At 62.2% G+C, this 25,291-nt stretch carries 22 protein-coding genes; 15 read left to right on the top strand and 7 right to left on the bottom strand.

The window, feature by feature from the left end; genetic code table 11:
- Positions 1 to 38: 38 nt before the first annotated feature.
- Positions 39 to 1,817 (top strand): SLC13 family permease, encoded by a 1,779-nt coding sequence (locus tag ACR0BA_RS06885; protein ID WP_170365626.1) that lies wholly within the window; start codon positions 39 to 41, stop codon positions 1,815 to 1,817.
- Between the two features lie 99 nt (positions 1,818 to 1,916).
- Positions 1,917 to 2,654, top strand: a complete 738-nt coding sequence (locus ACR0BA_RS06880; protein WP_480727046.1) for a YbaY family lipoprotein — start codon at positions 1,917 to 1,919, stop codon at positions 2,652 to 2,654.
- A gap of 13 nt (positions 2,655 to 2,667) precedes the next feature.
- Here ACR0BA_RS06880 and ACR0BA_RS06875 read toward each other — a convergent pair whose 3' ends face one another.
- The 4 genes from ACR0BA_RS06875 to ACR0BA_RS06860 form a co-directional block, all read right to left on the bottom strand.
- Positions 2,668 to 4,329 (bottom strand): FAD-binding dehydrogenase, encoded by a 1,662-nt coding sequence (locus tag ACR0BA_RS06875; protein WP_170390962.1) that lies wholly within the window; start codon positions 4,327 to 4,329, stop codon positions 2,668 to 2,670.
- An 11-nt stretch (positions 4,330 to 4,340) separates the two neighbouring features.
- Positions 4,341 to 5,198, bottom strand: coding sequence for a bile acid:sodium symporter family protein (locus ACR0BA_RS06870; RefSeq protein ID WP_480727044.1), 858 nt, complete (start codon positions 5,196 to 5,198; stop codon positions 4,341 to 4,343).
- Between the two features lie 72 nt (positions 5,199 to 5,270).
- Positions 5,271 to 6,005 (bottom strand): glutamine amidotransferase, encoded by a 735-nt coding sequence (locus ACR0BA_RS06865; RefSeq protein ID WP_480727043.1) that lies wholly within the window; start codon positions 6,003 to 6,005, stop codon positions 5,271 to 5,273.
- Between the two features lie 40 nt (positions 6,006 to 6,045).
- Positions 6,046 to 7,818, bottom strand: coding sequence for an SLC13 family permease (locus tag ACR0BA_RS06860; protein ID WP_170365637.1), 1,773 nt, complete (start codon positions 7,816 to 7,818; stop codon positions 6,046 to 6,048).
- Between the two features lie 110 nt (positions 7,819 to 7,928).
- On the opposite strand from ACR0BA_RS06860, the gene ACR0BA_RS06855 reads away from it, so the two are divergent.
- Both ACR0BA_RS06855 and ACR0BA_RS06850 read left to right on the top strand, forming a co-directional pair.
- Positions 7,929 to 8,669 carry a YebC/PmpR family DNA-binding transcriptional regulator gene (locus tag ACR0BA_RS06855; RefSeq protein WP_170340180.1) on the top strand — a complete coding sequence of 247 codons (741 nt, stop codon included), beginning with the start codon at positions 7,929 to 7,931 and terminating at the stop codon, positions 8,667 to 8,669.
- Positions 8,670 to 8,846: 177 nt separating this feature from the next.
- Positions 8,847 to 10,112 carry a permease gene (locus tag ACR0BA_RS06850; protein WP_480727041.1) on the top strand — a complete coding sequence of 422 codons (1,266 nt, stop codon included), beginning with the start codon at positions 8,847 to 8,849 and terminating at the stop codon, positions 10,110 to 10,112.
- A 21-nt stretch (positions 10,113 to 10,133) separates the two neighbouring features.
- Here the strand turns inward: ACR0BA_RS06850 and ACR0BA_RS06845 are convergent, their stop codons facing one another.
- The gene (locus tag ACR0BA_RS06845) at positions 10,134 to 11,018 is read right to left on the bottom strand and encodes a LysR family transcriptional regulator ArgP (protein WP_480727039.1); all 885 of its coding nucleotides are present in this window, start codon (positions 11,016 to 11,018) and stop codon (positions 10,134 to 10,136) included.
- Positions 11,019 to 11,102: 84 nt separating this feature from the next.
- On the opposite strand from ACR0BA_RS06845, the gene ACR0BA_RS06840 reads away from it, so the two are divergent.
- The 6 genes from ACR0BA_RS06840 (at position 11,103) to ACR0BA_RS06815 (ending at position 16,943) form a co-directional block, all read left to right on the top strand.
- Positions 11,103 to 11,702 carry a LysE/ArgO family amino acid transporter gene (locus tag ACR0BA_RS06840; protein ID WP_093964771.1) on the top strand — a complete coding sequence of 200 codons (600 nt, stop codon included), beginning with the start codon at positions 11,103 to 11,105 and terminating at the stop codon, positions 11,700 to 11,702.
- Between the two features lie 40 nt (positions 11,703 to 11,742).
- Positions 11,743 to 12,651, top strand: coding sequence for a DMT family transporter (locus tag ACR0BA_RS06835; RefSeq protein ID WP_170357230.1), 909 nt, complete (start codon positions 11,743 to 11,745; stop codon positions 12,649 to 12,651).
- Between the two features lie 102 nt (positions 12,652 to 12,753).
- Positions 12,754 to 13,326, top strand: a complete 573-nt coding sequence (gene betI, locus ACR0BA_RS06830; RefSeq protein WP_170364644.1) for a choline-binding transcriptional repressor BetI — start codon at positions 12,754 to 12,756, stop codon at positions 13,324 to 13,326.
- A complete protein-coding gene (betC, locus tag ACR0BA_RS06825; RefSeq protein ID WP_480727036.1) occupies positions 13,323 to 14,831 on the top strand; it encodes a choline-sulfatase in 1,509 nt (502 codons plus the stop codon). The genes betI and betC overlap by 4 nt, the downstream gene beginning before the upstream one ends.
- 86 nt (positions 14,832 to 14,917) lie before the next feature.
- The gene (gene betA, locus ACR0BA_RS06820) at positions 14,918 to 16,576 is read left to right on the top strand and encodes a choline dehydrogenase (RefSeq protein ID WP_170454516.1); all 1,659 of its coding nucleotides are present in this window, start codon (positions 14,918 to 14,920) and stop codon (positions 16,574 to 16,576) included.
- Between the two features lie 127 nt (positions 16,577 to 16,703).
- Positions 16,704 to 16,943: an HP1242/YdcH family protein gene (locus ACR0BA_RS06815; RefSeq protein ID WP_480695809.1), complete on the top strand. Its 240-nt coding sequence runs from the start codon at positions 16,704 to 16,706 to the stop codon at positions 16,941 to 16,943.
- A gap of 46 nt (positions 16,944 to 16,989) precedes the next feature.
- Here ACR0BA_RS06815 and ACR0BA_RS06810 read toward each other — a convergent pair whose 3' ends face one another.
- Both ACR0BA_RS06810 and ACR0BA_RS06805 read right to left on the bottom strand, forming a co-directional pair.
- Positions 16,990 to 18,390 carry a helix-turn-helix domain-containing protein gene (locus ACR0BA_RS06810; RefSeq protein WP_093964777.1) on the bottom strand — a complete coding sequence of 467 codons (1,401 nt, stop codon included), beginning with the start codon at positions 18,388 to 18,390 and terminating at the stop codon, positions 16,990 to 16,992.
- Positions 18,391 to 18,455: 65 nt separating this feature from the next.
- Entirely contained in the window at positions 18,456 to 19,661 is a 1,206-nt protein-coding gene (locus ACR0BA_RS06805) for a multidrug effflux MFS transporter (protein ID WP_170369477.1), read from the bottom strand.
- Between the two features lie 172 nt (positions 19,662 to 19,833).
- Between ACR0BA_RS06805 and ACR0BA_RS06800 the strand changes: the two genes are divergently transcribed.
- The 5 genes from ACR0BA_RS06800 to ACR0BA_RS06780 all read left to right on the top strand — a co-directional run bounded on the left by ACR0BA_RS06800 (position 19,834) and on the right by ACR0BA_RS06780 (position 25,255).
- Positions 19,834 to 21,366: an acyl-CoA carboxylase subunit beta gene (locus ACR0BA_RS06800; RefSeq protein ID WP_170340194.1), complete on the top strand. Its 1,533-nt coding sequence runs from the start codon at positions 19,834 to 19,836 to the stop codon at positions 21,364 to 21,366.
- Positions 21,367 to 21,436: 70 nt separating this feature from the next.
- Positions 21,437 to 21,922, top strand: a complete 486-nt coding sequence (locus ACR0BA_RS06795; RefSeq protein ID WP_170364635.1) for a DUF6497 family protein — start codon at positions 21,437 to 21,439, stop codon at positions 21,920 to 21,922.
- A 127-nt stretch (positions 21,923 to 22,049) separates the two neighbouring features.
- Entirely contained in the window at positions 22,050 to 22,403 is a 354-nt protein-coding gene (locus ACR0BA_RS06790) for a hypothetical protein (protein WP_170340793.1), read from the top strand.
- A gap of 485 nt (positions 22,404 to 22,888) precedes the next feature.
- Entirely contained in the window at positions 22,889 to 23,092 is a 204-nt protein-coding gene (locus ACR0BA_RS06785) for a hypothetical protein (protein ID WP_093964781.1), read from the top strand.
- 117 nt (positions 23,093 to 23,209) lie between these two features.
- Positions 23,210 to 25,255: an ATP-binding protein gene (locus ACR0BA_RS06780; RefSeq protein ID WP_480727034.1), complete on the top strand. Its 2,046-nt coding sequence runs from the start codon at positions 23,210 to 23,212 to the stop codon at positions 25,253 to 25,255.
- Positions 25,256 to 25,291: the final 36 nt, after the last annotated feature.

The following is a 25,291-nucleotide window of genomic DNA, read 5'->3' as shown; positions in this document are numbered from 1 at the left end:
CGCTTGGGCCGGGACAGGTTTCGGACAGAACACCACGAATGCAACTCCTTCAATTGTCAGATATGGGCAGCGCGATACTTGCGCTGGCGGTTGTTGCGGGCATGTTCATCATGTTCATGCGCGAGGTCTATCCGACCGAGGTCGTTGCCATAGGCGGCGTTTCGGTGATGCTGGTCACCGGCGTGCTTCCCTACCAAAGCGCACTGGCGGTTCTGTCGAACCCGGCGCCCTGGACCATCGCGGCGATGTTCATCATCATGGGCGCCCTCGTCCGGACTGGTGCCCTGCACGCCTTTACAGCGACGGCGCAGAAACAGGCGCAGGTCAACCCGCGCATTGCCATCGGTTTGCTGATGGCATTTGTCGTCCTGGCCTCGGCGGTCGTGTCGAACACGCCCGTCGTCGTCGTGATGATCCCGGTGTTCATCCAGATTGCCCGCACGCTGAATATTTCAGCGTCGAAGCTGCTGATCCCGCTCAGCTACGCTGCGATTCTCGGCGGGACGCTGACCCTGATCGGAACCTCGACGAACCTGTTGGTCGATGGTGTGGCCAGGGCACAGGGCCTGCCGGCCTTCACGATTTTCGAGGTCACGCCGTTGGGCATCATTCTTGTCATTTACGGTATGATTTACCTGCGCTTCATCGCGCCGCGCCTTCTGCCCGAACGTGACAGCATGGCAACCATGCTCAGCGATCGGTCGAAGATGAAATTCTTCACCGAGGCGGTCATTCCGCCCGACAGCAACCTGATTGGCCGTGAAGTGACCGGCGTGCAGCTGTTCAAACGTCCGGGCGTGCGGCTCATCGACGTGATCCGCGGCGACGAGTCATTGCGGCGGAACCTGAAAGGGGTCGAACTGAAGGTCGGTGACCGCGTGGTGTTGCGCACGGAAATGACCGAGCTGCTGAGCCTGCAAAGCAACAAGGAACTAAAACGCGTTGATCAGGTTTCGGCGGTCGAAACACGCACGGTTGAGGTTCTGATCACCCCCGGTTGTCGCATGGTCGGGCGCACATTGGGTGCGTTGCGGCTGCGTCGTCGCTATGGGGTTTACGTCTTGGCCGTGCACCGGCGCAATCAGAATATCGGGGGGCAACTGGACGATCTGGTCGTCCGGGTCGGTGATACGCTGCTGCTCGAAGGCTCGCCGGCCGATATCAGCAAACTGGCTGCCGACATGGACATGGTCGACGTCACCCAGCCGTCGGCCCGCGCCTTCCGGCGGGGTCATGCTCCGATCGCGATTGCTGCGCTGATTGGGATCGTGGTGTTGGCGGCGCTCGGCGTGGCTCCGATTTTCCTGCTGTCGATTCTGGCGGTTGCGGTTGTGCTGCTGACGCGATGCATCGACGCGGACGAGGCGTTTTCTTTTGTCGAAGGCCGTCTGCTGGCGCTGATCTTTGCCATGCTGGCCATCGGGGCTGCATTGGACAGCTCGGGTGCGGTCACGCTGATCGCCAACGCGATTGCTCCGTCTTTTGCCAACCTGCCGCCGTTCCTGATCGTCTGGGCCATCTATCTGCTGACCTCCGTCCTGACGGAACTGGTCTCGAACAACGCCGTGGCGGTTGTCGTCACGCCGATCGCCATCGGTCTGGCGCAGGCTGTGGGGGTGGACCCCCGCCCGCTGGTGGTGGCAGTGATGGTCGCGGCCTCGGCCTCGTTCGCCACACCGATCGGGTATCAGACCAACATGATGGTGTACGGCCCCGGTGGGTACCGGTTCACGGACTTCATGAAGGTCGGGATTCCGCTGAACCTGACGGTTGGATTGCTGGCTTCGCTGATCATCCCGTTCCTCTGGCCGCTTTGATCTCCGGCACGAATTTGCCGCTTGGAACTGAAAAACCTTGTAAAACGCGCTGATGTCCCGATCTTTTGTGCTGGAAACTGGTGACAAAGGGATCGGACAATGCAAACCGCAAAAAGCCTGCTGGCAGGAACCGCGTTGTGGGCAGCCGTGTGGGGCGCCGCCCAGGCGGGGACCGTCGAGGGAACAGCCACATATCGCGAACGGATCGCGGTTCCGCCCGGGGCAACCCTGTTCGTCGAACTGCAGGACGTTTCACTGGCTGACGCGCCAGCCGTCACGCTGGCTGCGCAACGCTATGCTTTGACGGGCGTGCCTGCACAGTTCGAGCTGACTTATGACGACGCGTTGATTCAGGATCGGCACCGCTATGTGGTTCGGGCCTCGGTGCATCAGGACGGCAAACTGCTGTTCACCACCGATACCGCTTACCCGGTTCTGACCAACGACGCCGGAAACTCGGTCGATCTGGTCATGGTCAAGGTGCAGGAACGGGGTGCGGCGATGCTTGAGAACACGCAATGGACCGCAACCGAGGTGAACGGCTTTGCGCTGGAGACCGAGAAACGCCCGCAGATTACCTTTGCCGAGGGCGGAGCCTTTGGGGGAACGGGCGGCTGCAACCGGTTCAGCGGACAGGCCGAGATATCGGGCAAGTCGATTTCCTTCCCCGACAACATGGCCGCCACCCTGATGGCCTGCCCGCCGCCGCTGGACGAGGTTGAGCGGGAATTCCTTGCTGCTCTGCCAAAGGTCGCAAGCTTTGTTCAGCGCGGGGACACTCTGGTTCTGCTCGATGCGGCAGGTGAACCGGTTCTGCAGTTCCGCCGCGACCAATAATGCCCAAGGGCCGTCAGGCGACGGCCCTCGACCGCCCGGCATTGCGGCCCGAGAAGATGCATCCGCCCAGGAACGTGCCCTCGAGCGCGTTGTACCCGTGGTAGCCGCCGCCGCCGAACCCCGCGACCTCTCCGGCCGCGAACAGGCCGGGCACCACCTGGCCGTCCGCTCCGATCATCTGACTGTCCAGATTGGTCTGCAAACCGCCCAGCGTCTTGCGGGTCAGCACATGCAGCTTGACCGCGATCAGCGGGCCGTTTTTCGGATCGAGGAACTTGTGCGGTTTGGCAGTGCGGATCAGCTTGTCTCCGCGATAGTTCCGCGCCGCCAGGATCGCCATCATCTGCGCATCTTTCGAGAACGGATTGTCCACCTGTGAATCGCGGGCTTCGATCTGGGCGCGCAGATGTGCCTCGTCGATCAGACCGCCGCCCAGATGGTTCATCCCGTTCACCAATTCGGTCAGCGTGTTGGCGACGACGAAATCCTCGCCCTTTTCCTTGAACGCTTCGACCGGCCCGGTGGCCTTCGACCCCGAAAGGACCCGCTGGCGGATGACCTCCTTCCAACTGCCCGAGGTGAAATCGGGGTTCTGTTCAGACCCGGACAGGGCGAATTCCTTCTTGATGACCTTCTGGGTCAGAACGAACCAACTGTATTCATAGCCGGTTTTCAGGATCTCGCGCAGGGTCCCCAGCGTGTCGAACCCGGGCAGGCAGGGGGGCTGCAGCCGGTTGCCGCGAGCGTCGAACCACATGGAGCTGGGGCCGGGCAGGATGCGGATACCATGCGCGGGCCAGATCGGGTCCCAGTTGCGCACGCCTTCGGTGTAGTGCCACATGCGGTCGCCGTTGATGACTTGCCCGCCGGCCTTTTCACTGATCGCGATCATCCGACCGTCCACATGGAAGGGCACACCCGCCACCATGTCCTTGGGCGGTTCGCCCAAGCGGTCGCGGGGCCAACTCTGGCGCACCATCTCGAAATTGCCACCGATCCCGCCCGAAGTGACGATGACCGATGGGGCATAGACCTCGAACTCGCCCACTTCGTCGCGGTTGGTCTTGCCGCCGCGCTGGGCCGCGTCATCGGCCAGAACCTCACCCGAGACGCCCTTGGCCTCGCCGTTCTGCATGATGATGTGGCTGACCTGATGGCGGAACTTCAGCTGGATCAGGCCGGCGCTGACATGGTCGCGGACCCGGCGGATGAAATGCTCCAGCACGCCCGGGCCGGTGCCCCAGGTGATGTGAAACCGCGGGACCGAGTTGCCGTGACCGTCGGCATAGGACCCGCCGCGTTCCGCCCAGCCGACCACGGGAAACCAGCGCAGGCCCATCTGGTGCAGCCAGGGGCGCATCTCGCCGGCGGCGAATTCGACATAGGCCTCGGCCCATTTGCGGGGCCAGGCGTCCTCGTCCCGGTCGAACTGGGCGCTGCCCATCCAGTCGCGCAGGGCCAGGTCGCGGCTGTCGCGGACACCCATGCGGCGCTGCTCAGGCGTGTCGACCATGAACAGGCCGCCCAGGCTCCAGAAGGCCTGACCGCCCAAGAAATGCTCGGGCTCCTGATCCAGCACGATCACCTTTTTGCCGCGGTCACCCAGCTCGGCCGCCGCGGCCAGCCCGGCCAGCCCGCCGCCCACGACGATCGCATCAGCAGTGTTTTCGGTCATGCTCTGTCCTTTCAGCGGTTGCGGTACCAGGCGATGAAGGGGATCGCGACGGCGTACATGGTGATCCCGTAGACGGCCGAGGGCAGGGCCAGCGGGCTGAAGCCGCTTTCGGTTCCGGTGATCAGGGCCGCCAGCGTGATGCCCAGGGTCGAGTTCTGGATGCCGGTTTCGATCGAGATGGTCTTGGCCTCATTCCACGACAGTTTCGCCGCCCGCGCCAGCCCCAATCCGATCAGCAGCAGCGCGAGGTTCAGCGAGATCAGCCCGGCGCCCATGATGCCCAGATTGTCGACGAACAGTTGCCAGTTTCCAGCCAGCGCGGCGATCACGATCAGCACGAACAGGATGGTGGCCAGTTTCGAAAGAGTGCCTTCGATCCTGTCGGCGAAACCAGTTGCAAAATGGCGCAAGCCAACGCCGATGGCGACGGGCAGCGTGGTGATCAGGAACATCGCCAGCGCCAAACCGCTGATCGATACCTCGGGCGCGTCCTCGGCCATGAAGTGGTCGATCGACCAGGCCGCCAGAACCGGCACCGTGACGATCGACAACAGGCTGATCACCGCCGTCAGGCTGACCGACAGCGCCACATCGGCCTTCGCCAGTTTCGACAGAATGTTGCTGGTGACACCGCCCGGGCAAAAGCTGAGCAGCATGAACCCGACCGCAATCGCTGGCGGCAGCGCGAACAGCTTGACCGTGACGAAGGCCGCGACCGGCAGCAGAACGACCTGGCAGACCGCGCCGATCGCAAACGGATAGCGCCGGCTGATTACGCGCCGGAAATCCGCCACCTCAAGCCCGATGCCCAGAGACAGCATGATGATAGCCAGCGAAACCGGCAGGCCCACGTTTATCAGAAGATCCAAAACAACCCCTCCCAAAGTCGTTTCGGTCCAACCTAAGCGCGCGGTCCCCGGTCAGGCAACCGCGCCGTTGGGTCACCCGAAGCGCTGGGCGAAACGGCGCAAGATTTCGCCGGGCTGCGTGACCTCGGCGGCATGGCAGCGGTCGATCAGCGGCTGGGCGTCCTCGGGACGGAAATAGCCGTGGTCCTTGTAGATGTGGATGCGCTGTTCAAAGTCCTTGGCGTCGGCTTCGGGGTGGAACTGCGTGGCATAGACATTCTGGCCCCAGCGGATCATCTGGAACGGGCAGGGGTCTGACGCGACCAGATGCACGCAGCCCGCGGGCAGGGCCTGCACTGCCTCTTTGTGACCGACGAAGGCATCGAAGTCGGGCTCGAGCCCGGCGGTCAGCGGGTCGCGGGCGCCATCCTCGGTCAGGTGGCAGCGCGACGGGCCGACCGGCTCGCCATAGCGGTCCTTGCTGACCGGCGCGCCCAGGTGCGCGGCCAGAATGCCCAGGCCGTAACAGCAGCCCATGAAGGGATGATCGTGCGCCGTGATCTGCGGCATCAGTCCCATGATCGCGCCCTCGATCCGGGCATCCATCGGCGATTTGCTGGCCGGATCGTCGCTGACGCAGCCCGGCCCGCCGCCTACGATCACGCCGGCATAGTCGGTCACGTCAAGACCTTCGGGCAGGGCCTCGCAATCCAGTCGGATGCGGTGGGTACGCTCGGGTGTCAGCCCGGACCGGTTCAGGATCGAGGCATATTCGGCGTCCGAGGCGTCGGTCTCGGGGCGCAGCTGCAGGATCAGAAAGCGTTTCATGCGCTGCCCTTAGCGCGCGGTCCGGCAGTCACGCAAGCCCTCACAGCGGCCAGAACACGAGGATCGCCGGGACCGAAACCGCCACGATCAGAATTTCCAGCGGCAGGCCCATACGCCAATAGTCGCCAAAACGATAGCCGCCGGGCCCCAGCACCAGCGTATTGTTTTTGTGCCCGATCGGGGTGAGGAACGCCGCCGAGGCGGCCACCGCCACCGTCATCAGGAACGGATCGGGTGAAACCTCTAGCGTGCGCGCCATCTGGATGCCCACCGGCGCGGCCACGATGGCGGTTGCTGTGTTGTTCAGCACGTCCGACAGCGTCATGGTCACGACCATCAGAACCGTCAGGATGGCCCATGCCGGCAGGCCGTCGGTCAGTTGGACCAGCGCGTTCGCGATCAGTTCCGTCCCGCCCGAGCTTTCCAGCGCGCTGCCCAGCGGGATCATCGAGCCCAGCAGGACCACGACCGGCCATTCGATCTGATTGTAGATCTCGGTGATCGGGATGATCTTGGTCAGCACATAAGCGATCACCACAAGCCCCAGCGCGATCGGCAGGTAGATCAGGCCGATGCTGGCGGCCAGAACGGCAGCGGCGAACAAGCCGATCGCCAGCCACGCCTTGTCATTCGCGGTCACGTTCAGGCCGCGCTGGGCCAGAGGCAGGCAGCCGAGCCACTCGGTCACGTCCGCGCCCCGGTCGCGCGGGCACAGCAACAGCAGGATGTCGCCCGGCTGTACCTCGGTCTTGCGGACCTGTTGGGTGATGCGCCGGCCCTGGCGGGAAATGCCCATCAGGATCGTGTTCTGCCGCCAGGCCAGCCCCAGCCCCTGTGCCGTTCGGCCATTGATGCGAGCGCTTTCGGGTACGACGACTTCGATCACCTCCAACCCGTCGCCGGCCGCGGTCAGCAGCTCTTGCCGGCGGGCATCCGAGAAATCCAGGTTCAGCGCGGCACGGAATTCGTCCAGCGCCTCGGGGCTGGCTTCCAGCACCAGCGCGTCGCCTTCCTGAAGGATCGCGTTTGCCGCGCGGCCATAGCGGCGCTTGCCGTCCCGGATCAGGCCGATGATGGCGACGTCGGATTTCTCGGCGACCTCGTCCAGCTCGGCGACGCGCTTGCCGATATGGGGAGACTCAGCCGGGATTGTCAGTTCAGCGATATATTCCGCCAGCGTTTCCGAACTCTCGGTCTGTTCGCCGCGGTTGGGGATCAGTCGCCAGCCGATCAGGGCGACGAAGGCCAGACCTGCGATGGCCGCCAGCCCACCAACCGGGGCGAAATCGAACATGTGGAACGGCTCGCCCAGGGTTTCCTGTCGGATCGACGCGATGATGATGTTGGGCGGTGTGCCGATCAACGTGGCCATGCCGCCCAGAATGGTTGCAAAGCTCAGCGGCATCAGCGTCAGCCCAACTGAACGCCCCGCCTTTCGCGCGGTCTGAATGTCGACAGGCATCAACAGCGCAAGCGCCGCCACGTTGTTCATGAAGGCGGATAGTACGGCTCCGATCCCGCCCATCAGTGCGATATGCGCGCCCAGGCCCCGCGAGGCATCGACCAGCGTGCGGGTGATCAGGAACACCGCACCCGACCGCACCAACCCGGCCGAGACCACAAGCACCAGCGCCACGATGATCGTGGCCGGATGGCCGAACCCTGCAAAGGCTTTGTCAACCGGAACAACGCCCAGGATCACGCCGACCATCAAGGCGGCAAACGCCACAAGGTCATAGCGGAACCGCCCCCAAAGCAGCAGACCGAATACCGTAATAAAGAGTGCAAAGAGAATGATCTGATCTGTCGTCATTGGGCCACCATAAACGCGCTGACTGCACGAGCAAGCGGGTGTCTTGATCCTTTGCCCCGCAAAAGTCTATATGTGCGCCGAATACGCAATCACGATTACGAGGACGCAACATGGCAGGCCACTCAAAATGGGCCAACATCCAGCACCGCAAGGGGCGCCAGGACGCCGCGCGGTCCAAGCTGTTTTCCAAGCTGTCGAAAGAGATCACCGTGGCCGCCAAGATGGGCGACCCCGATCCCGACAAGAACCCGCGCTTGCGTCTGGCGGTCAAAGAGGCCAAGTCGAACTCGGTGCCGAAGGACGTGATCGAACGCGCGATCAAGAAATCCCAGGCGGGCGACGGTGAGGATTACGAAGAAATCCGGTACGAAGGCTACGGTCCCAACGGTGTGGCCGTGATCGTCGAGGCGATGACCGACAACCGCAACCGCACTGCGTCGAACGTGCGTTCGACCTTTTCCAAGAATGGCGGAAACCTGGGCGAGACCGGCTCGGTCGGGTTCATGTTCGACCGGAAGGGCGAAGTGATTTATCCCGCATCGGCGGGCGATGCCGACACGATCTTCGAGGCGGCCATCGAGGCTGGGGCCGAGGATGTGGAAAGCTCGGAAGACGGTCATATCATCTGGTGTGCGGATACCGACCTGAACGAAGTGTCCAGTGCGCTCGAGGCGGCTCTGGGTGAATCTGAATCCACCAAGCTGGTGTGGAAACCCACGACCACCACCGAACTGGGCCTCGAGGACATGCAGCGCCTGATGAAGCTGGTCGAGGCGCTAGAAGACGATGACGACGTTCAGCGCGTGACCACCAATTTCGAGGCCACCGACGAGGTGATGGCGCAACTCTAAGCGTCGCACTCGGTTGTTTTTGGAGCCCGGCCGAACACGGCCGGGTTTCTTTTTTTGCCTGCGTCGCAGTTGGTCCTTGGCGCATATGGGTCCTGCGCATACCCTTAGGGTTGAACCGCGCACAAAGGAGCTGGCAGAGACCTTGCGACAGACAGGTCGGGGCCGGCACGACAGGACATGACAGGCAAATCCACGGAATTGGAGCGGCGAAATGTGCCGGTTCTGGCAAGCCAAAGCGTGCTGTCCCAGGTCGCGTGGACGATGGGCAGCCCTTCGATCGTCTTGCCGTTTCTGGCGGTCTCATTGGAGATGCCCATGTTTCTTGCCGGGGCGCTGGTTTCCGTGCGTCAGGCAGGCAACATGATTTCGGACATGTTCTTTGCGGTCCCTGTGTCCGCGAAGCAGCAGAAGAAACGTTCCATTGCCCTGACCGAGGTCGCGATTGGTGCGTGCCTTCTGGCAGCCATCGTGGTTGCGGCGATCGGGGGCTCGCCCATGGTGGCTGCGGCTTTCGTCCTAGCCTTCTTTGCAATCGGCATAATCGAAGAGGTCCAGGCGCTGATGTTCACTGACCTTTGGGGGGATCACCTGCGCTCGAAATCCCGGATTTGGATGAGCTATCTTCAACTGGGGGCAGGGGGGCTTGGAGCCATCGGGCTGACACTGACGCTGCATCATCTGACTTCGGACAACCCGCCATTCTCGCGTCACTCGACCGTGATCGCGGTGTCTGCCGGGTTCTTTGTGCTGTCCGGATTGTCCATTCTTGCCCTTGCGGAACTGTCGCGGTCGCAACCCCAGGCGCAAACCGGTCGTCGAGCGGCGGGGCAGTTCCTGTCGGACGCTCGGGCCATGTTCGAATTCCCCTGGTTCCGACGGTATCTGACCATGCGGTTGCCGCTGGTCGGGGTTTCTCTGTCGGTGCCGTTCTTTGCATTGATCGCAGCCGAGGCGCATCATGGATCGGCCAAGGGACTGACGGCGTTGATCATTTCGTCGGCGACCGGCTATCTGGTCGCCGCGCCCCTGTGGCAGCTCGTGAACATGAAGTCACACCGGGCGGTCATGGTGGCCGGGTCGTTGATGGTGGGGGTGACGGGCGTCGTTCTGGTTGCGGTTCACTATTTGAATTTTGACCACGACGTTCACCTGCACGCGATCGCCCTGTTCGTGGCGACCGTCGCGACAACCGGCATCGGCAGTGCGCGCAAGCTGTATTTCATCGACACCGCGCCCAAGGAACAGCGGGTCAAGGCGTCGGCCGCGATCAAGAGCATTTGTAGGCTCGTGGCGATTGTCGGGTCGGCGGGATTGGCGGCGGTTGCGCATATGAACGAGGTCGCATTGGCGGTCGCTTTCCTCACCCTGTGCAGTTTCTGGTCCGCAATCGCATGCTATCGTCTGGTCACGCCGCAGCGGAAGGATGCGGAACGCGCCACCTGAGCCATCGATCACAGCGTGGTGTTACGGGTTTGCCAGCACTTGCGCCGCAACTTTCCGGACCGCTCGCGTCAACGGTGAAAGCGCCGGTGCAAGGATACGCCCGACCTGCCAGGTCAGAGGCACATCCAGCGGGGTGTCGGGCACAAGCTCGCGCAGACGGCCATCCGCGATCGCGCTTTGGACCAGATGCGCTGGGTTCATCCCCCAAGCCAAACCTGCGGCAGCAGCGGCTACGAACCCGTGAGACGAGGGCAGAAAGTGGGTCGGCGGAGACAGCCGGCTACCCGTTTGCGCATGGATCCAGGCCTTTTGCAGGGCATCCTTCCTGTTGAAGGTCAGGCAGGGTGCCCGCGACAGGCTCTGAGCATTCACTCCGTCAGGGAACCAACGAGCCATGAACTCGGGGCTTGCCGTCGGCAGGTATCTGAGCGTGCCGAGGGCAATGGAATCGCATCCAGGGACGGTCTGCCCGCCGACCGAGATGGCGGCGCTGACATCCCCGCGCCGCAGCCATTCAGCCGAGTGATCCTGATCGTCGATCACAAGGTCAAACAGCATATCATCAACGGCTGCCATCGCGTCTATGAACCAGGTGGAAAGAACATCCGCCGGAACCGCGATCCTGACTCGGGTGGGGCCTGTGCCCTGTTCCAGCGAAAGCTCGCGATTGAGTTGCGCTTCAAGCAGGCCGATGTCTTCGGCATGGCGGGCAAGCCGCAAGCCAGCCGGGGTTCCGGTGCAGGGTGTGCCGCGGTGAATCAACGATACGCCGACCCGATCCTCCAGCGCCTTGATCCGTTGCGAAATCGCAGATGGCGTTACCGCCAGTTCAGCGGCGGCGGCGTCAAAGCTGCCATGCCGCAGAATAGCGGCCAACGCGGCCAAGTGATGTGGGTCCAAGTGCATTAGAAAAACTAATTATGGCTCATTATCTTTAATTTGATACATGCGTATCTGTCGCGTAGTCAACAGACCTGAACAGGAGGGTCCATGTCTACATCCGTCATCGCCGGCTTTGCGCTTGGCTTCAGTTTGATCCTGGCAATCGGCGCTCAGAATGCGTTTGTCCTCAGACAAGGGCTCCGGCGCGAGCATGTTTTTGTGTTGTGCCTGACATGCGCCGTGTCGGACGCCATTCTGATCGCCGCAGGTGTCGCGGGTTTCGGCAGCCTGGCAACTGCGGCGCCGTGGTTCGAGCCGATGATGCGATACGGCGGCGCGCTGTTCTTGACGTGGTACGGACTGCGCAGTCTGGCGTCAGCCTGGCGCGGCGGCGCCGCGCTTGAGGTCGGAGAGGCGAAGCGTACAAGTCTGCGCGCGGCCTTGCTGACCGTTCTGGCTTTCACCTGGCTCAATCCGCATGTCTATCTGGACACGGTGGTGCTGATCGGTTCGATTTCGGCGCAGTATGAAGACCGGATGGGTTTCGCCATCGGCGCCATGTCCGCCAGTTTCGTTTTCTTCTTCTCTCTGGGATATGGGTCCCGGGTGCTGTCTCCCATTTTCGCAAGGCCCAGGGCATGGCAGGTGTTGGATGTGCTGATTGGTATCGTCATGTTGGCGATCGCCTGGAAGCTGGTCGCAATGTAGAGGCTTGTTCGTCGCCGGGTTTCCGTGTTCAACCGGACCCATGACAACGATCGCCACCCAATCCCGCCCGCTTGCCGGAATGTTCTGGATGTTCAGCGCTGGGCTGTCTTTTGTGGCGATGACAGCCTTGGTCAAATCTCTGGGTACCTCGATGGATCCGATTGAGGCTGCGTTCCTGCGTTATGCTTTGGGGCTGGTCTTTCTGCTGCCAGCCATGCGGGCGATCCTGACCACGCATCTGACCCGCCGGCATATCGCCTTGTTTGGACTGCGTGGGGCCATACATGCGGTCGGGGTCATGTTGTGGTTCTTTGCGATGACCCGTATCCCGCTGGCGGAAGTGACTGCGATGAACTACCTGACGCCGGTCTATGTGACCTTGGGCGCCGCGCTTTTTCTGGGCGAGACGATGGCCTTTCGCCGTATCGCGGCCGTTCTTGTCGCCATCGTGGGCGCTGTGATCATTCTACGGCCCGGTTTCCGCGAGATTTCCGCCGGACATCTGGCGATGCTGGGCACCTCGCTGATGTTGGGGGGGTCGTACCTGCTGGCCAAAGCGATGGTGCAGGACGTGCGGCCTTCGGTCGTTGTGGCGCATCTGTCGATCTGGACGACGTTGTTTCTGATCCCTTTTGCGATCGCCGTCTGGACTCCGCCCAGCCTGCGCGACATCGGCGTGCTGTTCATGATCGCCAGTTTTGCAACGGCGGGGCACTATTTCATGACCTTGGCTTTGCAGGCTGCACCTGTCGCGGTGACTCAGCCGGTCACCTTCCTGCAGCTGATCTGGGCCACGCTTCTGGGTGCGCTCGTGTTTCAAGAGGGCATCGATATCTGGGTCGTCGCCGGGGGGACGCTGATCCTCGCGGCGGTCAGTTTCATAACCTGGCGCGAGGCCGTCCTGAACCGCAGTGGCTTGACCCCTCCAAGCCTTGCCCCCAAGCTGTAAAAGCCCCGGAGCCCTGGAGCCCTCAAGGGCAACGTTATTGATTGACGAGTCAATAAAAAGCCCTTAGCGTTTGTTCTGTTGAGACTAGGTTTGGGGGCGGTTATGCCAAAACTCGGAATGGAGCCGATCCGGCGCGATGCGATCGTCAGGGCGACGATTGCCGAGTTGGGGTCCAAGAAGTCTCTGGATGTAACCGTCAGTCAGATCGCCAAACGCGCCGGCATGTCCAGCGCTCTCGCGCACCATTACTTCGGGGGGAAAGACCAGATCTTTCTGGCGGCGATGCGGCGCATCCTTGGCGATTTCGGCGCCGAAGCCCGAACCGAACTGAAGGCCGCGGCCCCGGACCAGCGCGCCCAGGCCATCATCCGCGCCTGTTTCGCGCCGTCCTGCTTTACCCCCGACGTGATCGCCGCGTGGATGACCTTTTACGTTCTGGCCCAGACCAACGATGACGCGCTGCGCCTGTGGCAGATCTATCAGGCGCGGATCCGGTCGAACCTGATCCACGCGTTGCGCCCGCTGATGAAGGACCCGGTCGAAGCGGCCGAGAACATGATCGCTCTGATCGACGGTCTGTACATCCGCGCCGCTTTGTCCGCGCCCGAGGAACCGCAACTGGCGGTTACCCACGCCATGCGCGTCCTGACGACCTTGCTCGAGGCCGAAAAATGACACGACCCAACATTCTGATCCTGATGGTGGATCAGCTCAACGGAACCCTCTTTCCCGACGGTCCCGCCGAGTGGCTGCACGCGCCCAACCTCAAGAAACTGGCGGCGCGGTCAACGCGGTTTGCCAACGCTTACACGGCCTCACCGCTGTGTGCGCCGGGGCGGGCCAGCTTCATGTCGGGCCAGTTACCCTCGCGCACGGGCGTCTGTGACAACGCGGCCGAGTTCCGCAGCGACATCCCCACCTATGCCCACCACCTGCGCCGCTCGGGTTATTACACCTGCCTGTCGGGCAAGATGCATTTCGTCGGCCCGGACCAGCTGCACGGGTTCGAAGACCGCCTGACCACCGACATCTACCCGGCCGATTTCGGCTGGACCCCGGATTACCGCAAACCGGGCGAGCGCATCGAATGGTGGTACCACAACATGGGCTCGGTCACCGGGGCAGGCGTGGCCGAGATCACCAACCAGATGGAGTATGACGACGAGGTCGCCTATCACGCCAAGGCCAAGCTGTATGATTTGGCCCGTGGCAAGGATGACCGCCCGTGGTGCGTGACCGTCAGCTTCACCCACCCGCATGACCCCTATGTTGCGCGGCGCAAATACTGGGACCTGTACGAGGATTGCGAGCACCTACTGCCCGAGGTCGGCGATCTGGGCTATGAAAACCAAGATCCACATTCCCAGCGCATCTTCGACGCCAATGACTGGCGCAGTTTCGACATCACCGAAGAAGACATCCGCCGCTCGCGCCGGGCCTATTTCGCCAATATCTCGTATCTGGACGACAAGATCGGCGAGATCCTCGACGTGCTGCAGACCACCCGGCAGGAGGCGATCATCCTCTTCGTCTCGGACCACGGCGACATGCTGGGCGAGCGGGGCCTTTGGTTCAAGATGAACTTCTACGAAGGCTCGGCCCGGGTGCCGCTGATGATCTCGGCGCCGGGCCTGCCGACGGGCCGCATCGACACCCCGGTTTCAACGATAGACGTGACCCCGACGCTGGGTGAACTGGCGGGGGTGGACATGGCGGAGATCGCTCCGTGGACGGATGGCGAAAGCCTGGTGCCGCTGGCCAACGGCACCGAGCGCGCGGCGCCGGTTCTGATGGAATACGCGGCCGAGGCGTCTTATGCCCCGCTGGTGTCGATGCGCTATGGAAAGTGGAAATACAACCGCTGCGCGCTGGACCCCGATCAGCTGTTCGACCTCGAGGCCGACCCGCACGAGTTGGTGAACCTGGCCGGCAAGCCCGAACACGCCGGTACGCTGCAAACCCTGCGCGCCAAGTCAGAGGCGCGCTGGGATCTGGACCGGTTCGACGCCGACGTGCGCGCCAGCCAGGCGCGGCGCTGGGTCGTGTACGAGGCGCTGCGGCAGGGCGGCTATTACCCGTGGGATTATCAGCCGCTGCAGAAAGCGTCGGAACGCTACATGCGCAACCACATGAATCTGGATAACCTCGAGGAAAGCCAGCGCTTCCCACGCGGCGAATGACCTCTTTCGCATTTTGAAGATACGCCCACCGGTGGCAACGCATGGGACATCCCGCGCCACCGGTCGGGGCCAATGGAGACACGACCATGGAAGCAGATTTCGTCATCGTCGGCGCCGGATCCGCCGGATGTGCGATGGCCTATCGTCTCAGCGAGGCAGGGGCCTCGGTTTTGGTGATCGAGCACGGCGGCACCGATGCCGGGCCGTTCATCCAGATGCCGGCGGCGCTGAGTTATCCGATGAACATGCCGATCTATGACTGGGGTTATCAGTCCGAGCCCGAACCCCACCTGAACAACCGGCGGCTGGCCTGCCCGCGTGGCAAGGTGATCGGGGGGTCGTCCTCGATCAATGGGATGGTCTATGTGCGCGGCCATGCGCGCGACTTTGACACCTGGGCCGATATGGGCGCGGATGGCTGGTCCTTTGCGGATGTTCTGCCCTATTTCAAACGGATGGAAAGCTGGCACGACGGCGGCCATGGCGGTGACCCGAAATGGCGCGGCACCGATGGCCCGCTGCATGTGTCGCGGGGGCCGCGCAAGAACCCTCTGTTCAAGGCCTTCGTCGAGGCCGGGCGGCAGGCGGGGTACGAGCTGACCGACGACTACAACGGCGAGAAACAGGAAGGCTTCGGCCCGATGGAGCAGACCGTCTGGAAGGGGCGGCGCTGGTCGGCGGCCAATGCCTACCTGAAGCCCGCGCTGAAACGGCCGAACTGTGACATCGTCCGGGGCCTCGCCACGCGCGTCGTGATCGAGGACGGCCGCGCAACCGGGGTTGAACTGATCCGCGGTGGCCGCACGCAGATCGTGCGCGCCCGGCGCGAGGTGGTGCTGGCGGCCTCGTCGATCAACTCGCCCAAGCTTCTGATGTTGTCGGGGATCGGACCGGCCGCGCATCTGGCCGAGCACGGCATCGACGTGGTCGCCGACCGGCCCGGCGTGGGCGCGAACCTGCAGGATCACCTGGAACTGTATATCCAGCAGGCCTCGCTGCAGCCGATCACGCTGTACAAATACTGGAACCTTTTCGGCAAGGGCCTGATCGGGGCGCAGTGGCTGTTCACCAAGACCGGTCTTGGCGCGTCGAACCAATTTGAAAGCGCGGCGTTCATCCGGTCGAAGCCAGGGGTCGAGTACCCGGATATCCAGTACCACTTCCTGCCCATCGCCGTGCGTTATGACGGCAAGGCCGCAGCCGAGGGGCATGGCTTCCAGGCGCATGTCGGGCCGATGCGTTCACCCTCGCGCGGGGCGGTGACGCTGCGCTCGGCCAAGCCCGAGGACGCGCCGGTGATCCACTTCAACTACATGAGCACCGAGCAGGACTGGGAGGATTTCCGCACCTGCATCCGCCTGACCCGCGAGATTTTCGGCCAGGACGCGTTCAAACCCTATGCGGGCAAAGAGATCCAGCCCGGTGCGGACGTGCAGACCGACGAAGAACTGAACGCCTTCATCGCCGAACATGCCGAGAGCGCCTATCACCCCTGCGGCACCTGCCGCATGGGGCGGGCGGACGACCCAAACGCGGTCGTCGACCCGCAGGGCCGTGTCATCGGGGTGGATGGGTTGCGTGTGGCGGACAGCTCGGTGTTCCCGCAGATCACCAACGGCAACCTGAACGCGCCGTCGATCATGGTGGGCGAAAAGATGTCGGATCATTTGCTGGGCAAAGACCCGCTGCCCCGGTCCAATGACCGGCCGTGGATCCACCCCAAATGGGCCGAGGCGCAGCGTTGAATGCATTGTCGGTAAGGGGGATGCGACCGCGAGGGAAACATTCCCCTTCCAATTGATCCGAGTCAAAGTCAGCTTTGGTATTAGGGTCTAGCTGTAGTGCGAAACCAAACTGAAGGAGCGAGCAGGAATGTCCCATACCCCGCATGAACTGGCCGAGGAATTCCCGGACAAGGTTGAACAGATGAGCCAGCTCAAGCAGACCGATGCCCATTTCGCCCGGCTTGCGGACGAATATCACGAACTCAACCGTATGGTGCATCGGGCGGAAACCAATGTTGAGCCGATGGAAGACCTGGCCGAGGGCGAACTGCGCAAAAAGCGGGCCGCGCTCAAGGATCAGATCTGGTCGATCCTGAGCAAAGCGTGAACCAAAAAGGGGGCAGGATATGATCCTGCCCTTTCCGTTTTTCAGCTCAGGTGACTTCGTAGGGCAGCGTGCCGCGCGTATGGGCGTCGATCTTCAGTCGGCGCTCCAGCGGTGGCACGGACCGTTGGTGGCAGGTCTGGCGTTCGCAGATGCGGCAGGAAATCCCGATCGGTTCGTAGGCGCTGGTGTTGTTGATGTCCAAATTGTCGGCATAGACCAGTGCTTCGGCGTGCCGGACCTCGCACCCGAGGGCGATGGCATAGCGGCGCACTGGCGCACCGAAGGACCCGCCTGACTTTGAAACGTCGCGCGCGATCGAGATATACCGAACCCCGTCGGGTGTTTCCGCCAATTGCAGCAGGAAATGACCCGGCGTTTCAAAGGCCCGGTGCACGTTCCAAAGCGGGCAGGCCCCGCCGAACCGCGCAAATTGCAGCCGTGTGGCCGAATGGCGTTTGGTGATCGTGCCCGCCTGATCGACCCGCACAAAGAAGAACGGGATGCCCTTGGCGCCCGGTCGCTGCAGCGTGGACAACCGGTGGGCGACTTGTTCGATCGAAGCGCCGAACCGGTTGCTCAGCAATTCAAGATCGTGCCGGTCTTCCTGCGCTGCTGACAGAAAGGCGGTGTAGGGCATCAGTGACGCGCCAGCGAAGTAGTTTGCGAGGCCGATCTTGGCGATCGAGCGGGCTTCGTCGCTTTGAAACTTGGCAAAGTCCAGCGTGGCCTCGAGCAGTTTGTCCTGGCTGATCAGCGCGACCTGCAGCAGCAGTTGAAACACTTGGGTCTGCGGCGCTGCGCGCGAAGACAGGCGCAATGTTTTTGTAGCGTTGTCGTAGCTGCGCAGGGCCGGAATGTCTTCGAACATCACCTGAACCCCGCGTTCCTTCAGGCTGTCCAGTGCTGCCTGCCGAATGCCTCCCGGTCCTTCGGCGCGGGCGGCGAACCGTTCAGCGGCCCGGTCGACCGCGTCGATGTAGTTGTCGCAGTAGTGAAAGAAATCGCGCACCTCTTCCCACGGGCTGGCCTGGATGCGGGCATCCTCACGTCCGAGGGCCTCGTCCAGTGAGGCGAGCCTCTCGTGGGTCTGACGGTAGGCTTTGTGCAGCTCGATGAAGGACCGCGCCAATGCGGGGGCATTGGACGCCGTTAGCCGCAGGTCCGCCAGAGGGGGGATGGCATCCGCGAAGACAGGATCGGCCAACGCCTCGCGCATGTCCGAGACCAGACGCTCGCTATCGCCGGTGCTCAGCTCGGTTACATCCATGCCGAATTCCTGCGCCAGCGCCAGAACAACCGTGGTCGAGATCGGCCGGTTGTTGTTCTCCATCTGGTTCAGATAGGGCAGGGAAACACCGAGCTTGGCGGCAAATTCCTTTTGCGTCAGCGTCAGACGCGTCCGCATTTCACGCAGCTTTGCACCTGCGTAGAGTTTCTGAGTGGCCATCGGGTTTTCTTTGCAGTTATTCCGTCTGCGCAGGCTAACTTTGCAAAGTCCCGGGTGCAAGATGGCTAGATGCCGAGTTGACGTTCCCGCCAGATCACGCTGCTGATCGCGACGATGGCCAGAACCGATGTGGCCAACATCAACCACAACAGCGGCATGGCGCCGGTTTCATTGGTCAGCATTGCACCGGCCAGGGCGCTGAGAGCTGCGCCGCCGCCCAGCATGATCGCGCCGCTTAGCCCGGATGCGGTCGCGGCCAGATGTGGTCGCACGGACAGCGATCCGGCGGTTGCATTCGGGATCGACATGCCGTTGCCCAAGCCGACGAATGTCATGAACCCGAAAAAGCTGAGCGCCGAGCCCCAACCCGCCAGAAACAGAACCGCGGACAGCGCGACGCCGATTGCATTCAGCCAGCAGCCCCAGCGCACCATCCGGTTGACGCCATAGCGCACCGAGTACCGGCCGCTGATGAAGTTCCCGAAGAAGTAACCGACGGCCGGGGCGCCGAAATAGATTCCGACTTCGGCGGCGGTCAGGCCAAAGATCTCGGTACCGATGAAAGGCGCGCCGCCCAGATAGGCGAAGAACGCGCCAGACGACAACGCGGATGACAGCGAATACCCCCAGAACCGCGGAGAGGTCAGCAGTTCGGGATACTCCCGAAACTGTTGGATCAGGGTTTTGCCGCTCTTGGCCGAGGTTTCTCCGAAGTCATGATAGGTCAGCGCCAGCGCGAAGGCGGCCAGTCCGAAAGGCAGCCAGAAATTGGCCTTCCAGCCAAAGCTTTCCTCCAGAATGCCCCCGATGGCCGGTCCGATCATCGGCACGACCGCCATGCCCATGGTGACGTAACCGATCATGGATGCGGCCTGATCCTGGTCATACATGTCGCGCACCGCTGCACGGCTGAGGACGATCCCTACGACGATAACGGCCTGCCCCATGCGGAAGGCAAGAAATGTCTCGACGTTTGGGGCGTAGATGCACCCCAGCGTTGCCAGCAGAAACAGCACCAGACCCCACAGCAACACCGGTCGCCGCCCGGCCTTGTCGGCGATCGGACCGATCAGAATCTGCAGAACGGCGTTGATCAGCAGGTACAACGCAATCGACAGCTGCATGACCTTGTAGTCTGCCTCAAAATACACCGCCATGAAAGGCAGGCTGGGAAGGAACAGGTTCATGCTGAGCGCCGACAATCCCGACAGCAGGACAAGCGTTAGCAGCTTGGGCGGAGAGCGGTGCGTAGACGTGGAACTGAACTGCATGGTTCACTCATAGTTCCGGTATTCGGGAAAGGCCATGCCGATGCACAAACATTAACTGATTTGCAATTCCCAGAAATGTAATTGCCAAAATTTTGCAAATTTGCCGAAAAGGCCTTTGGGTGATGCGGAGCAATCTATATTGTCGCCACAAATTTGACAGGGGAAAATCGTGATGAAGGACATCCTTGCCGAGCTTGAAAACCGCCGTGAGGACGCGCGCCTGGGTGGCGGGCAAAAACGGATCGATGCGCAGCATGCGCGGGGCAAGCTGACGGCGCGCGAGCGGATCGAGCTGCTGGTCGATGAGGGCAGCTTTGAAGAGTTCGACATGTTCGTGACCCATCGCTGCACCGATTTCGGCATGGAAAAACAAAAACCTGCCGGGGATGGCGTTGTGACCGGCTGGGGTACGATCAATGGCCGCATGGTCTATGTGTTCAGCCAGGACTTTACGGTGTTTGGCGGGTCTCTGTCGGAAACGCATGCGCAGAAGATCTGCAAGATCATGGATATGGCCATGCAGAACGGCGCGCCTGTAATCGGCATCAACGACTCGGGAGGGGCGCGAATCCAGGAAGGCGTCGCCTCGCTGGCGGGCTATGCCGAGGTGTTCCAGCGCAACATCATGGCCTCGGGCGTGGTGCCGCAGATCTCGGTGATCATGGGCCCCTGTGCCGGTGGCGCGGTCTACAGCCCGGCGATGACCGACTTCATCTTCATGGTCAAAGACACTTCCTATATGTTCGTGACTGGCCCCGACGTGGTGAAGACCGTCACCAACGAGGTCGTCACCGCCGAGGAACTGGGCGGGGCGTCGACCCATACCAAGAAGTCCAGTGTGGCTGATGGCGCTTTCGAAAACGATGTCGAGGCGCTGGCCGAGGTGCGGCGACTGGTGGACTTCCTGCCGCTCAACAACCGGGAAAAGCCGCCTGTGCGCCCGTTTTTTGACGAGCCGGGGCGGATCGAGACTTCTCTGGACACGCTGGTCCCGGAAAACCCCAACACCCCCTACGACATGAAGGAACTGATCACCAAGGTAGCCGATGAGGGTGATTTCTATGAAATTCAGGAGGATTTCGCGAAAAACATCATCACTGGTTTCATTCGGCTTGAGGGGCAGACCGTCGGCGTGGTGGCAAACCAGCCGATGGTTCTGGCGGGGTGTCTGGACATTGACAGCAGCCGCAAGGCCGCACGGTTTGTACGGTTCTGCGACTGTTTTGAGATTCCGATCCTGACCCTGGTGGACGTTCCCGGCTTTTTGCCCGGCACCAGCCAGGAATATGGCGGTGTCATCAAACATGGCGCCAAACTGTTGTTCGCCTATGGCGAAGCGACTGTGCCCAAGGTAACCGTGATCACCCGCAAGGCTTACGGCGGCGCCTATGACGTCATGGCGTCAAAGCACCTGCGCGGTGATTTCAACTATGCCTGGCCAACCGCCGAGATCGCAGTGATGGGCGCGAAGGGTGCAACCGAAATCATCCACCGCGCCGATCTGGGAGACCCGGACAAGATCGCGAAGCACACCCAGGACTATGAGGATCGGTTCGCCAACCCGTTTGTCGCCGCCGAACGCGGCTTCATCGACGAGGTGATCATGCCGCACTCGACGCGCCGCCGTGTGTCGCGGGCCTTTGCCAGCCTGCGCAACAAGCAGCTGAAGAACCCTTGGAAGAAACACGACAACATTCCGCTGTAATCAGCCGGGGCGCTTTGCCCCGGTTCGATCCACGAATGTTCCCGATTGACCGCTGACACAAAACCGTTTCATGATCCCAGCCACCAGATACGGAACAGCGCAGGAGATGATCCTGGCGCCTGCGACCCCGGAAGGAGGAGCCTGCCTGTGGCGGGTCCGGGGTCGCGCTCTTGTTCTGGCATTCATGTGTTTTGGATCGCCCGGTTTCGCGCAGGACGGGAACCTGTTGCCGGTTCCATCCGGCCAGCCGGTGACACTTGAGGACGTTCTGGTCGATACCAACCCGGGCGAACTCTGGCTGCGGTTTCGATTTGTCGCGCCCAAGATCGGCGATGAGGTGGGCGGTATCGGCTATGACGTGGCCGCGACCGACATGGAGCATCTGTGTCAGACACTGGCCATTCCTTATGTCGCGCACCATCAACTCAGCCCGGCGCGGGTCGTGATCTCGCTGTCCGACCGCCCGGTGGAATTCGGCAACTCGTCTCCGGACGCGACGCAGTATTTTGAAGCCTACCGGTTGGAGCAATCCGCATGTATCTGGGAGGGACTCTGAACATGATTTCCCGATCTCATGTCGTCGGAGCATTCCGAGAAACTGATGCGGCTTTGGAGATACGCATGACACATTCATCCCTGCGCGGGTGCCCGTCGCGGACCGGTTTTTTGAACGAGGTGCCGGCATGTTGAAGCACCGTGGTTTCCCCGGACGGCTGCCGGGAACCGATTTCCAGTTCACGATCCGCCGGGCAAACCCCAAGGGCGTGACGCCATTGACCCGCCGTGAACGCTATCGGGACCGAAAAGCCGCGGACAAGCGTGCCGATACGGCATTCCTCGAAGCATTGTGGGAGCATTTCGGAGATCAGCCGTTTGAACGCGGAAATCTGGACGCTGGCCGTCTCAGCTGGCTGTTTGGGCGCGAGGTCGTGCCTGCCGAGGATCCGTTCGATCCGGCCAGCTATGATGCGTTGCTGAAGATCGACTTTGAGACCGCGCGGCAATCCTTCCCCGATATCTTCGGTGGGGAGGCGTAGTTCAGCATGAGCTTTCAGCCAAATATTATGGGTTCATCTGCTTGGAGCGCGATCCGGCGGCGACCGGGTATGCGGTCCAGTCGGCGCCCAGTGATGGCTGAAGTCTGTGCCGGAACCCGTTGCAAACCGGGCTCTTTCGGCACGAACCTGCGCGCCGTTTCCGGGAATGGGCAATTTCCAGCCGGAATTTCCGGCGTTGCAATTGATCCGTTGGCGGCCGCATTTTTGCTGTGCAAGGTGATCGGGCCGTGCGGCTCGACTTTGCCTGCGCCGCACATGCACCTACTATTCCGTACCCCTTCCTTCCGCGGGCAGGACCGTGTTTCCAACACAGACCTGCCCGCGCTTTTCTTTGCCCGAACTGCGGAGCCAAGGCGGCAAAAACCTGCGCAAAGCCCTGTTTCACCCCGTTTGATATTGAATAACAAAGCCCGATTCAGGCATTTGCTGTTCAATTCGACAAGAAACCAAAAGGGGCAGTATACATGCGAATCTCACGAGTTTTCCTTGCGCTCGCAACCTGTGGCGGGTTGGCAGCCTGCGGTGATTCAACCGGGGAACAGGCGCTGCTCGGCGGCGGTGTCGGGGCTGTCGGGGCTGCGGTTCTTAGCGCGGACCCGATCCTTGGGGCTGCGGTCGGTGCGGCCGGCAACGTGCTGTATTGCAAGACGCAAAACAACTGTAACTGATACCGGTTTCCCGGGGCGCACGGCGTCCCGCCCATCAATTGACGGAACGCCGTTGCGGGGCATCAGCCCGGCAGCGGCGTTTTCGTTTGTCCAGAACACAAAGACAGAGGACGTTCCATGTTCAACAAGATCCTGATCGCCAACCGAGGCGAGATTGCCTGCCGGGTCATCAAGACCGCTCGGAAAATGGGAATCGGCACTGTCGCCATCTACTCGGATGCCGACAAGCACGCGTTGCATGTGGAAATGGCCGACGAGGCGGTTCACATCGGCCCCCCGCCGGCGAACCAGTCCTATATCGTGATCGACAAGGTGATGGACGCCATCCGCCAGACGGGCGCGCAGGCGGTGCATCCGGGCTATGGTTTCCTGTCCGAAAACGCGAAATTCGCCGAAGCGCTTGAGGCCGAAGGCGTCGTGTTCGTGGGCCCCCCGAAAGGGGCGATCGAGGCCATGGGTGACAAGATCACTTCGAAGAAGATCGCGCAGGAGGCCGATGTCAGCACCGTTCCCGGATACATGGGCCTGATCGAGGATGCGGACGAGGCGGTGAAGATCAGCCAGCAGATCGGCTATCCGGTGATGATCAAGGCCAGCGCCGGCGGCGGCGGCAAGGGCATGCGCATCGCCTGGAACGACGAAGAGGCGCGCGAGGGTTTCCAGTCGTCCAAGAACGAGGCGGCAAATTCCTTCGGCGACGACCGGATCTTCATCGAGAAATTCGTGACGCAACCGCGCCACATCGAGATTCAGGTTCTGTGCGACACGCATGGCAACGGCATCTATCTGGGCGAGCGTGAATGCTCGATCCAGCGCCGCAACCAGAAAGTGGTGGAAGAGGCCCCGTCGCCCTTCCTGGACGAAGCGACCCGCCGCGCGATGGGCGAGCAGGCCGTGGCGCTGGCCAAGGCCGTCGGGTACGCCAGCGCAGGCACGGTGGAATTCATCGTGGATGGCGACAAGAATTTCTACTTCCTGGAAATGAACACCCGCCTGCAGGTGGAACACCCGGTGACCGAGCTGATTACCGGTGTCGATCTGGTCGAACAGATGATCCGCGTCGCCGCGGGCGAGCCGCTGTCGATCACCCAGGACGACGTCAAGCTGACCGGCTGGGCCATCGAGAACCGGCTGTATGCCGAGGATCCTTATCGCAACTTCCTGCCCTCGATCGGGCGGCTGACCCGCTATCGTCCACCGCAGGAGGTGGCCGCGGGGCCGCTGCTGGAAAACGGCAAATGGCAGGGCGATGCGCCCAGTGGCGAGACAGCCGTGCGCAACGATACCGGCGTCTATGAGGGCGGCGAGATCAGCATGTACTATGACCCGATGATCGCCAAGCTGTGCACCTGGGCGCCGACCCGCGAGCAGGCGATCGAGGCGATGCGCGTGGCGCTGGACAGTTTCGAGGTCGAAGGCATCGGCCACAACCTGCCGTTCCTGTCGGCGGTGATGGATCACCCCAAATTCGTCAGTGGTGACATGACCACCGCATTCATCGCCGAGGAATACCCCGATGGGTTCAACGGTGTAGAACTGCCCGAAGGCGACCTGCGCCGCATTGCGGCCTCGTGCGCGGCGATGCACCGGGTGGCCGAGATTCGCCGCACCCGCGTTTCGGGCCGGATGGACAACCACGAACGCAAGGTCGGCAAGCGCTGGGTGGTCACGCTGCAGGGGCAGGAATATGCCGTGCAGGTGAATGCAGACCGCGACGGCGCCACGGTCAAGTTCGAGGGCGGTGCCGCCCTACGCGTCAGCTCGGACTGGACTCCCGGCGACCAACTTGCGGTTCTGGACGTGGACGGCAGCCCGCTCGTGCTGAAGGTGGGCAAGATCTCGGGCGGGTTCCGCATCCGCAACCGGGGGGCGGACCTGAAGGTGCATGTGCGCCGGCCGCGCGCTGCCGAACTGGCCAAGCTGATGCCCGAGAGACTGCCGCCAGACACCTCGAAGATGCTGCTGTGCCCGATGCCGGGCCTGATCGTGAAGATCGATGTCGAGGTCGGCCAAGAGGTGCAGGAAGGTCAGGCGCTGTGCACGGTCGAGGCGATGAAGATGGAGAACATCCTGCGCGCCGAGCGCCGGGGCGTGGTGTCCAAGATCAACGCCGGTCCGGGCGACAGCCTCGCCGTCGATGACGTGATCATGGAGTTCGAATAACGCCCATGTGCGCTTGCCCGGAAAATGTGGGTTTTG

The sequence above is a fragment of the Ruegeria sp. CI5 genome (assembly GCF_056536885.1).
This window is presented reverse-complemented; position numbering and strand designations above follow the sequence as displayed.

Excerpts from the sequence above, each read along its gene's own strand:
- ACR0BA_RS06780 (WP_480727034.1), top strand. The coding sequence starts at position 23,210 with ATGTTCAACAAGATCCTGATCGCCAACCGAGGCGAGATTGCCTGCCGG.
- ACR0BA_RS06815 (WP_480695809.1), top strand. The coding sequence starts at position 16,704 with ATGTCCCATACCCCGCATGAACTGGCCGAGGAATTCCCGGACAAGGTT.
- ACR0BA_RS06860 (WP_170365637.1), bottom strand. The coding sequence starts at position 7,818 with ATGACGACAGATCAGATCATTCTCTTTGCACTCTTTATTACGGTATTC.
- betC (WP_480727036.1), top strand. The coding sequence starts at position 13,323 with ATGACACGACCCAACATTCTGATCCTGATGGTGGATCAGCTCAACGGA.
- ACR0BA_RS06805 (WP_170369477.1), bottom strand. The coding sequence starts at position 19,661 with ATGCAGTTCAGTTCCACGTCTACGCACCGCTCTCCGCCCAAGCTGCTA.
- betA (WP_170454516.1), top strand. The coding sequence starts at position 14,918 with ATGGAAGCAGATTTCGTCATCGTCGGCGCCGGATCCGCCGGATGTGCG.
- ACR0BA_RS06840 (WP_093964771.1), top strand. The coding sequence starts at position 11,103 with ATGTCTACATCCGTCATCGCCGGCTTTGCGCTTGGCTTCAGTTTGATC.
- ACR0BA_RS06835 (WP_170357230.1), top strand. The coding sequence starts at position 11,743 with ATGACAACGATCGCCACCCAATCCCGCCCGCTTGCCGGAATGTTCTGG.
- ACR0BA_RS06875 (WP_170390962.1), bottom strand. The coding sequence starts at position 4,329 with ATGACCGAAAACACTGCTGATGCGATCGTCGTGGGCGGCGGGCTGGCC.
- ACR0BA_RS06795 (WP_170364635.1), top strand. The coding sequence starts at position 21,437 with ATGATCCCAGCCACCAGATACGGAACAGCGCAGGAGATGATCCTGGCG.
- ACR0BA_RS06880 (WP_480727046.1), top strand. The coding sequence starts at position 1,917 with ATGCAAACCGCAAAAAGCCTGCTGGCAGGAACCGCGTTGTGGGCAGCC.
- ACR0BA_RS06885 (WP_170365626.1), top strand. The coding sequence starts at position 39 with ATGCAACTCCTTCAATTGTCAGATATGGGCAGCGCGATACTTGCGCTG.
- ACR0BA_RS06810 (WP_093964777.1), bottom strand. The coding sequence starts at position 18,390 with ATGGCCACTCAGAAACTCTACGCAGGTGCAAAGCTGCGTGAAATGCGG.
- ACR0BA_RS06800 (WP_170340194.1), top strand. The coding sequence starts at position 19,834 with ATGAAGGACATCCTTGCCGAGCTTGAAAACCGCCGTGAGGACGCGCGC.
- ACR0BA_RS06790 (WP_170340793.1), top strand. The coding sequence starts at position 22,050 with ATGTTGAAGCACCGTGGTTTCCCCGGACGGCTGCCGGGAACCGATTTC.
- ACR0BA_RS06845 (WP_480727039.1), bottom strand. The coding sequence starts at position 11,018 with ATGCACTTGGACCCACATCACTTGGCCGCGTTGGCCGCTATTCTGCGG.
- betI (WP_170364644.1), top strand. The coding sequence starts at position 12,754 with ATGCCAAAACTCGGAATGGAGCCGATCCGGCGCGATGCGATCGTCAGG.
- ACR0BA_RS06850 (WP_480727041.1), top strand. The coding sequence starts at position 8,847 with ATGACAGGCAAATCCACGGAATTGGAGCGGCGAAATGTGCCGGTTCTG.
- ACR0BA_RS06785 (WP_093964781.1), top strand. The coding sequence starts at position 22,889 with ATGCGAATCTCACGAGTTTTCCTTGCGCTCGCAACCTGTGGCGGGTTG.
- ACR0BA_RS06865 (WP_480727043.1), bottom strand. The coding sequence starts at position 6,005 with ATGAAACGCTTTCTGATCCTGCAGCTGCGCCCCGAGACCGACGCCTCG.
- ACR0BA_RS06855 (WP_170340180.1), top strand. The coding sequence starts at position 7,929 with ATGGCAGGCCACTCAAAATGGGCCAACATCCAGCACCGCAAGGGGCGC.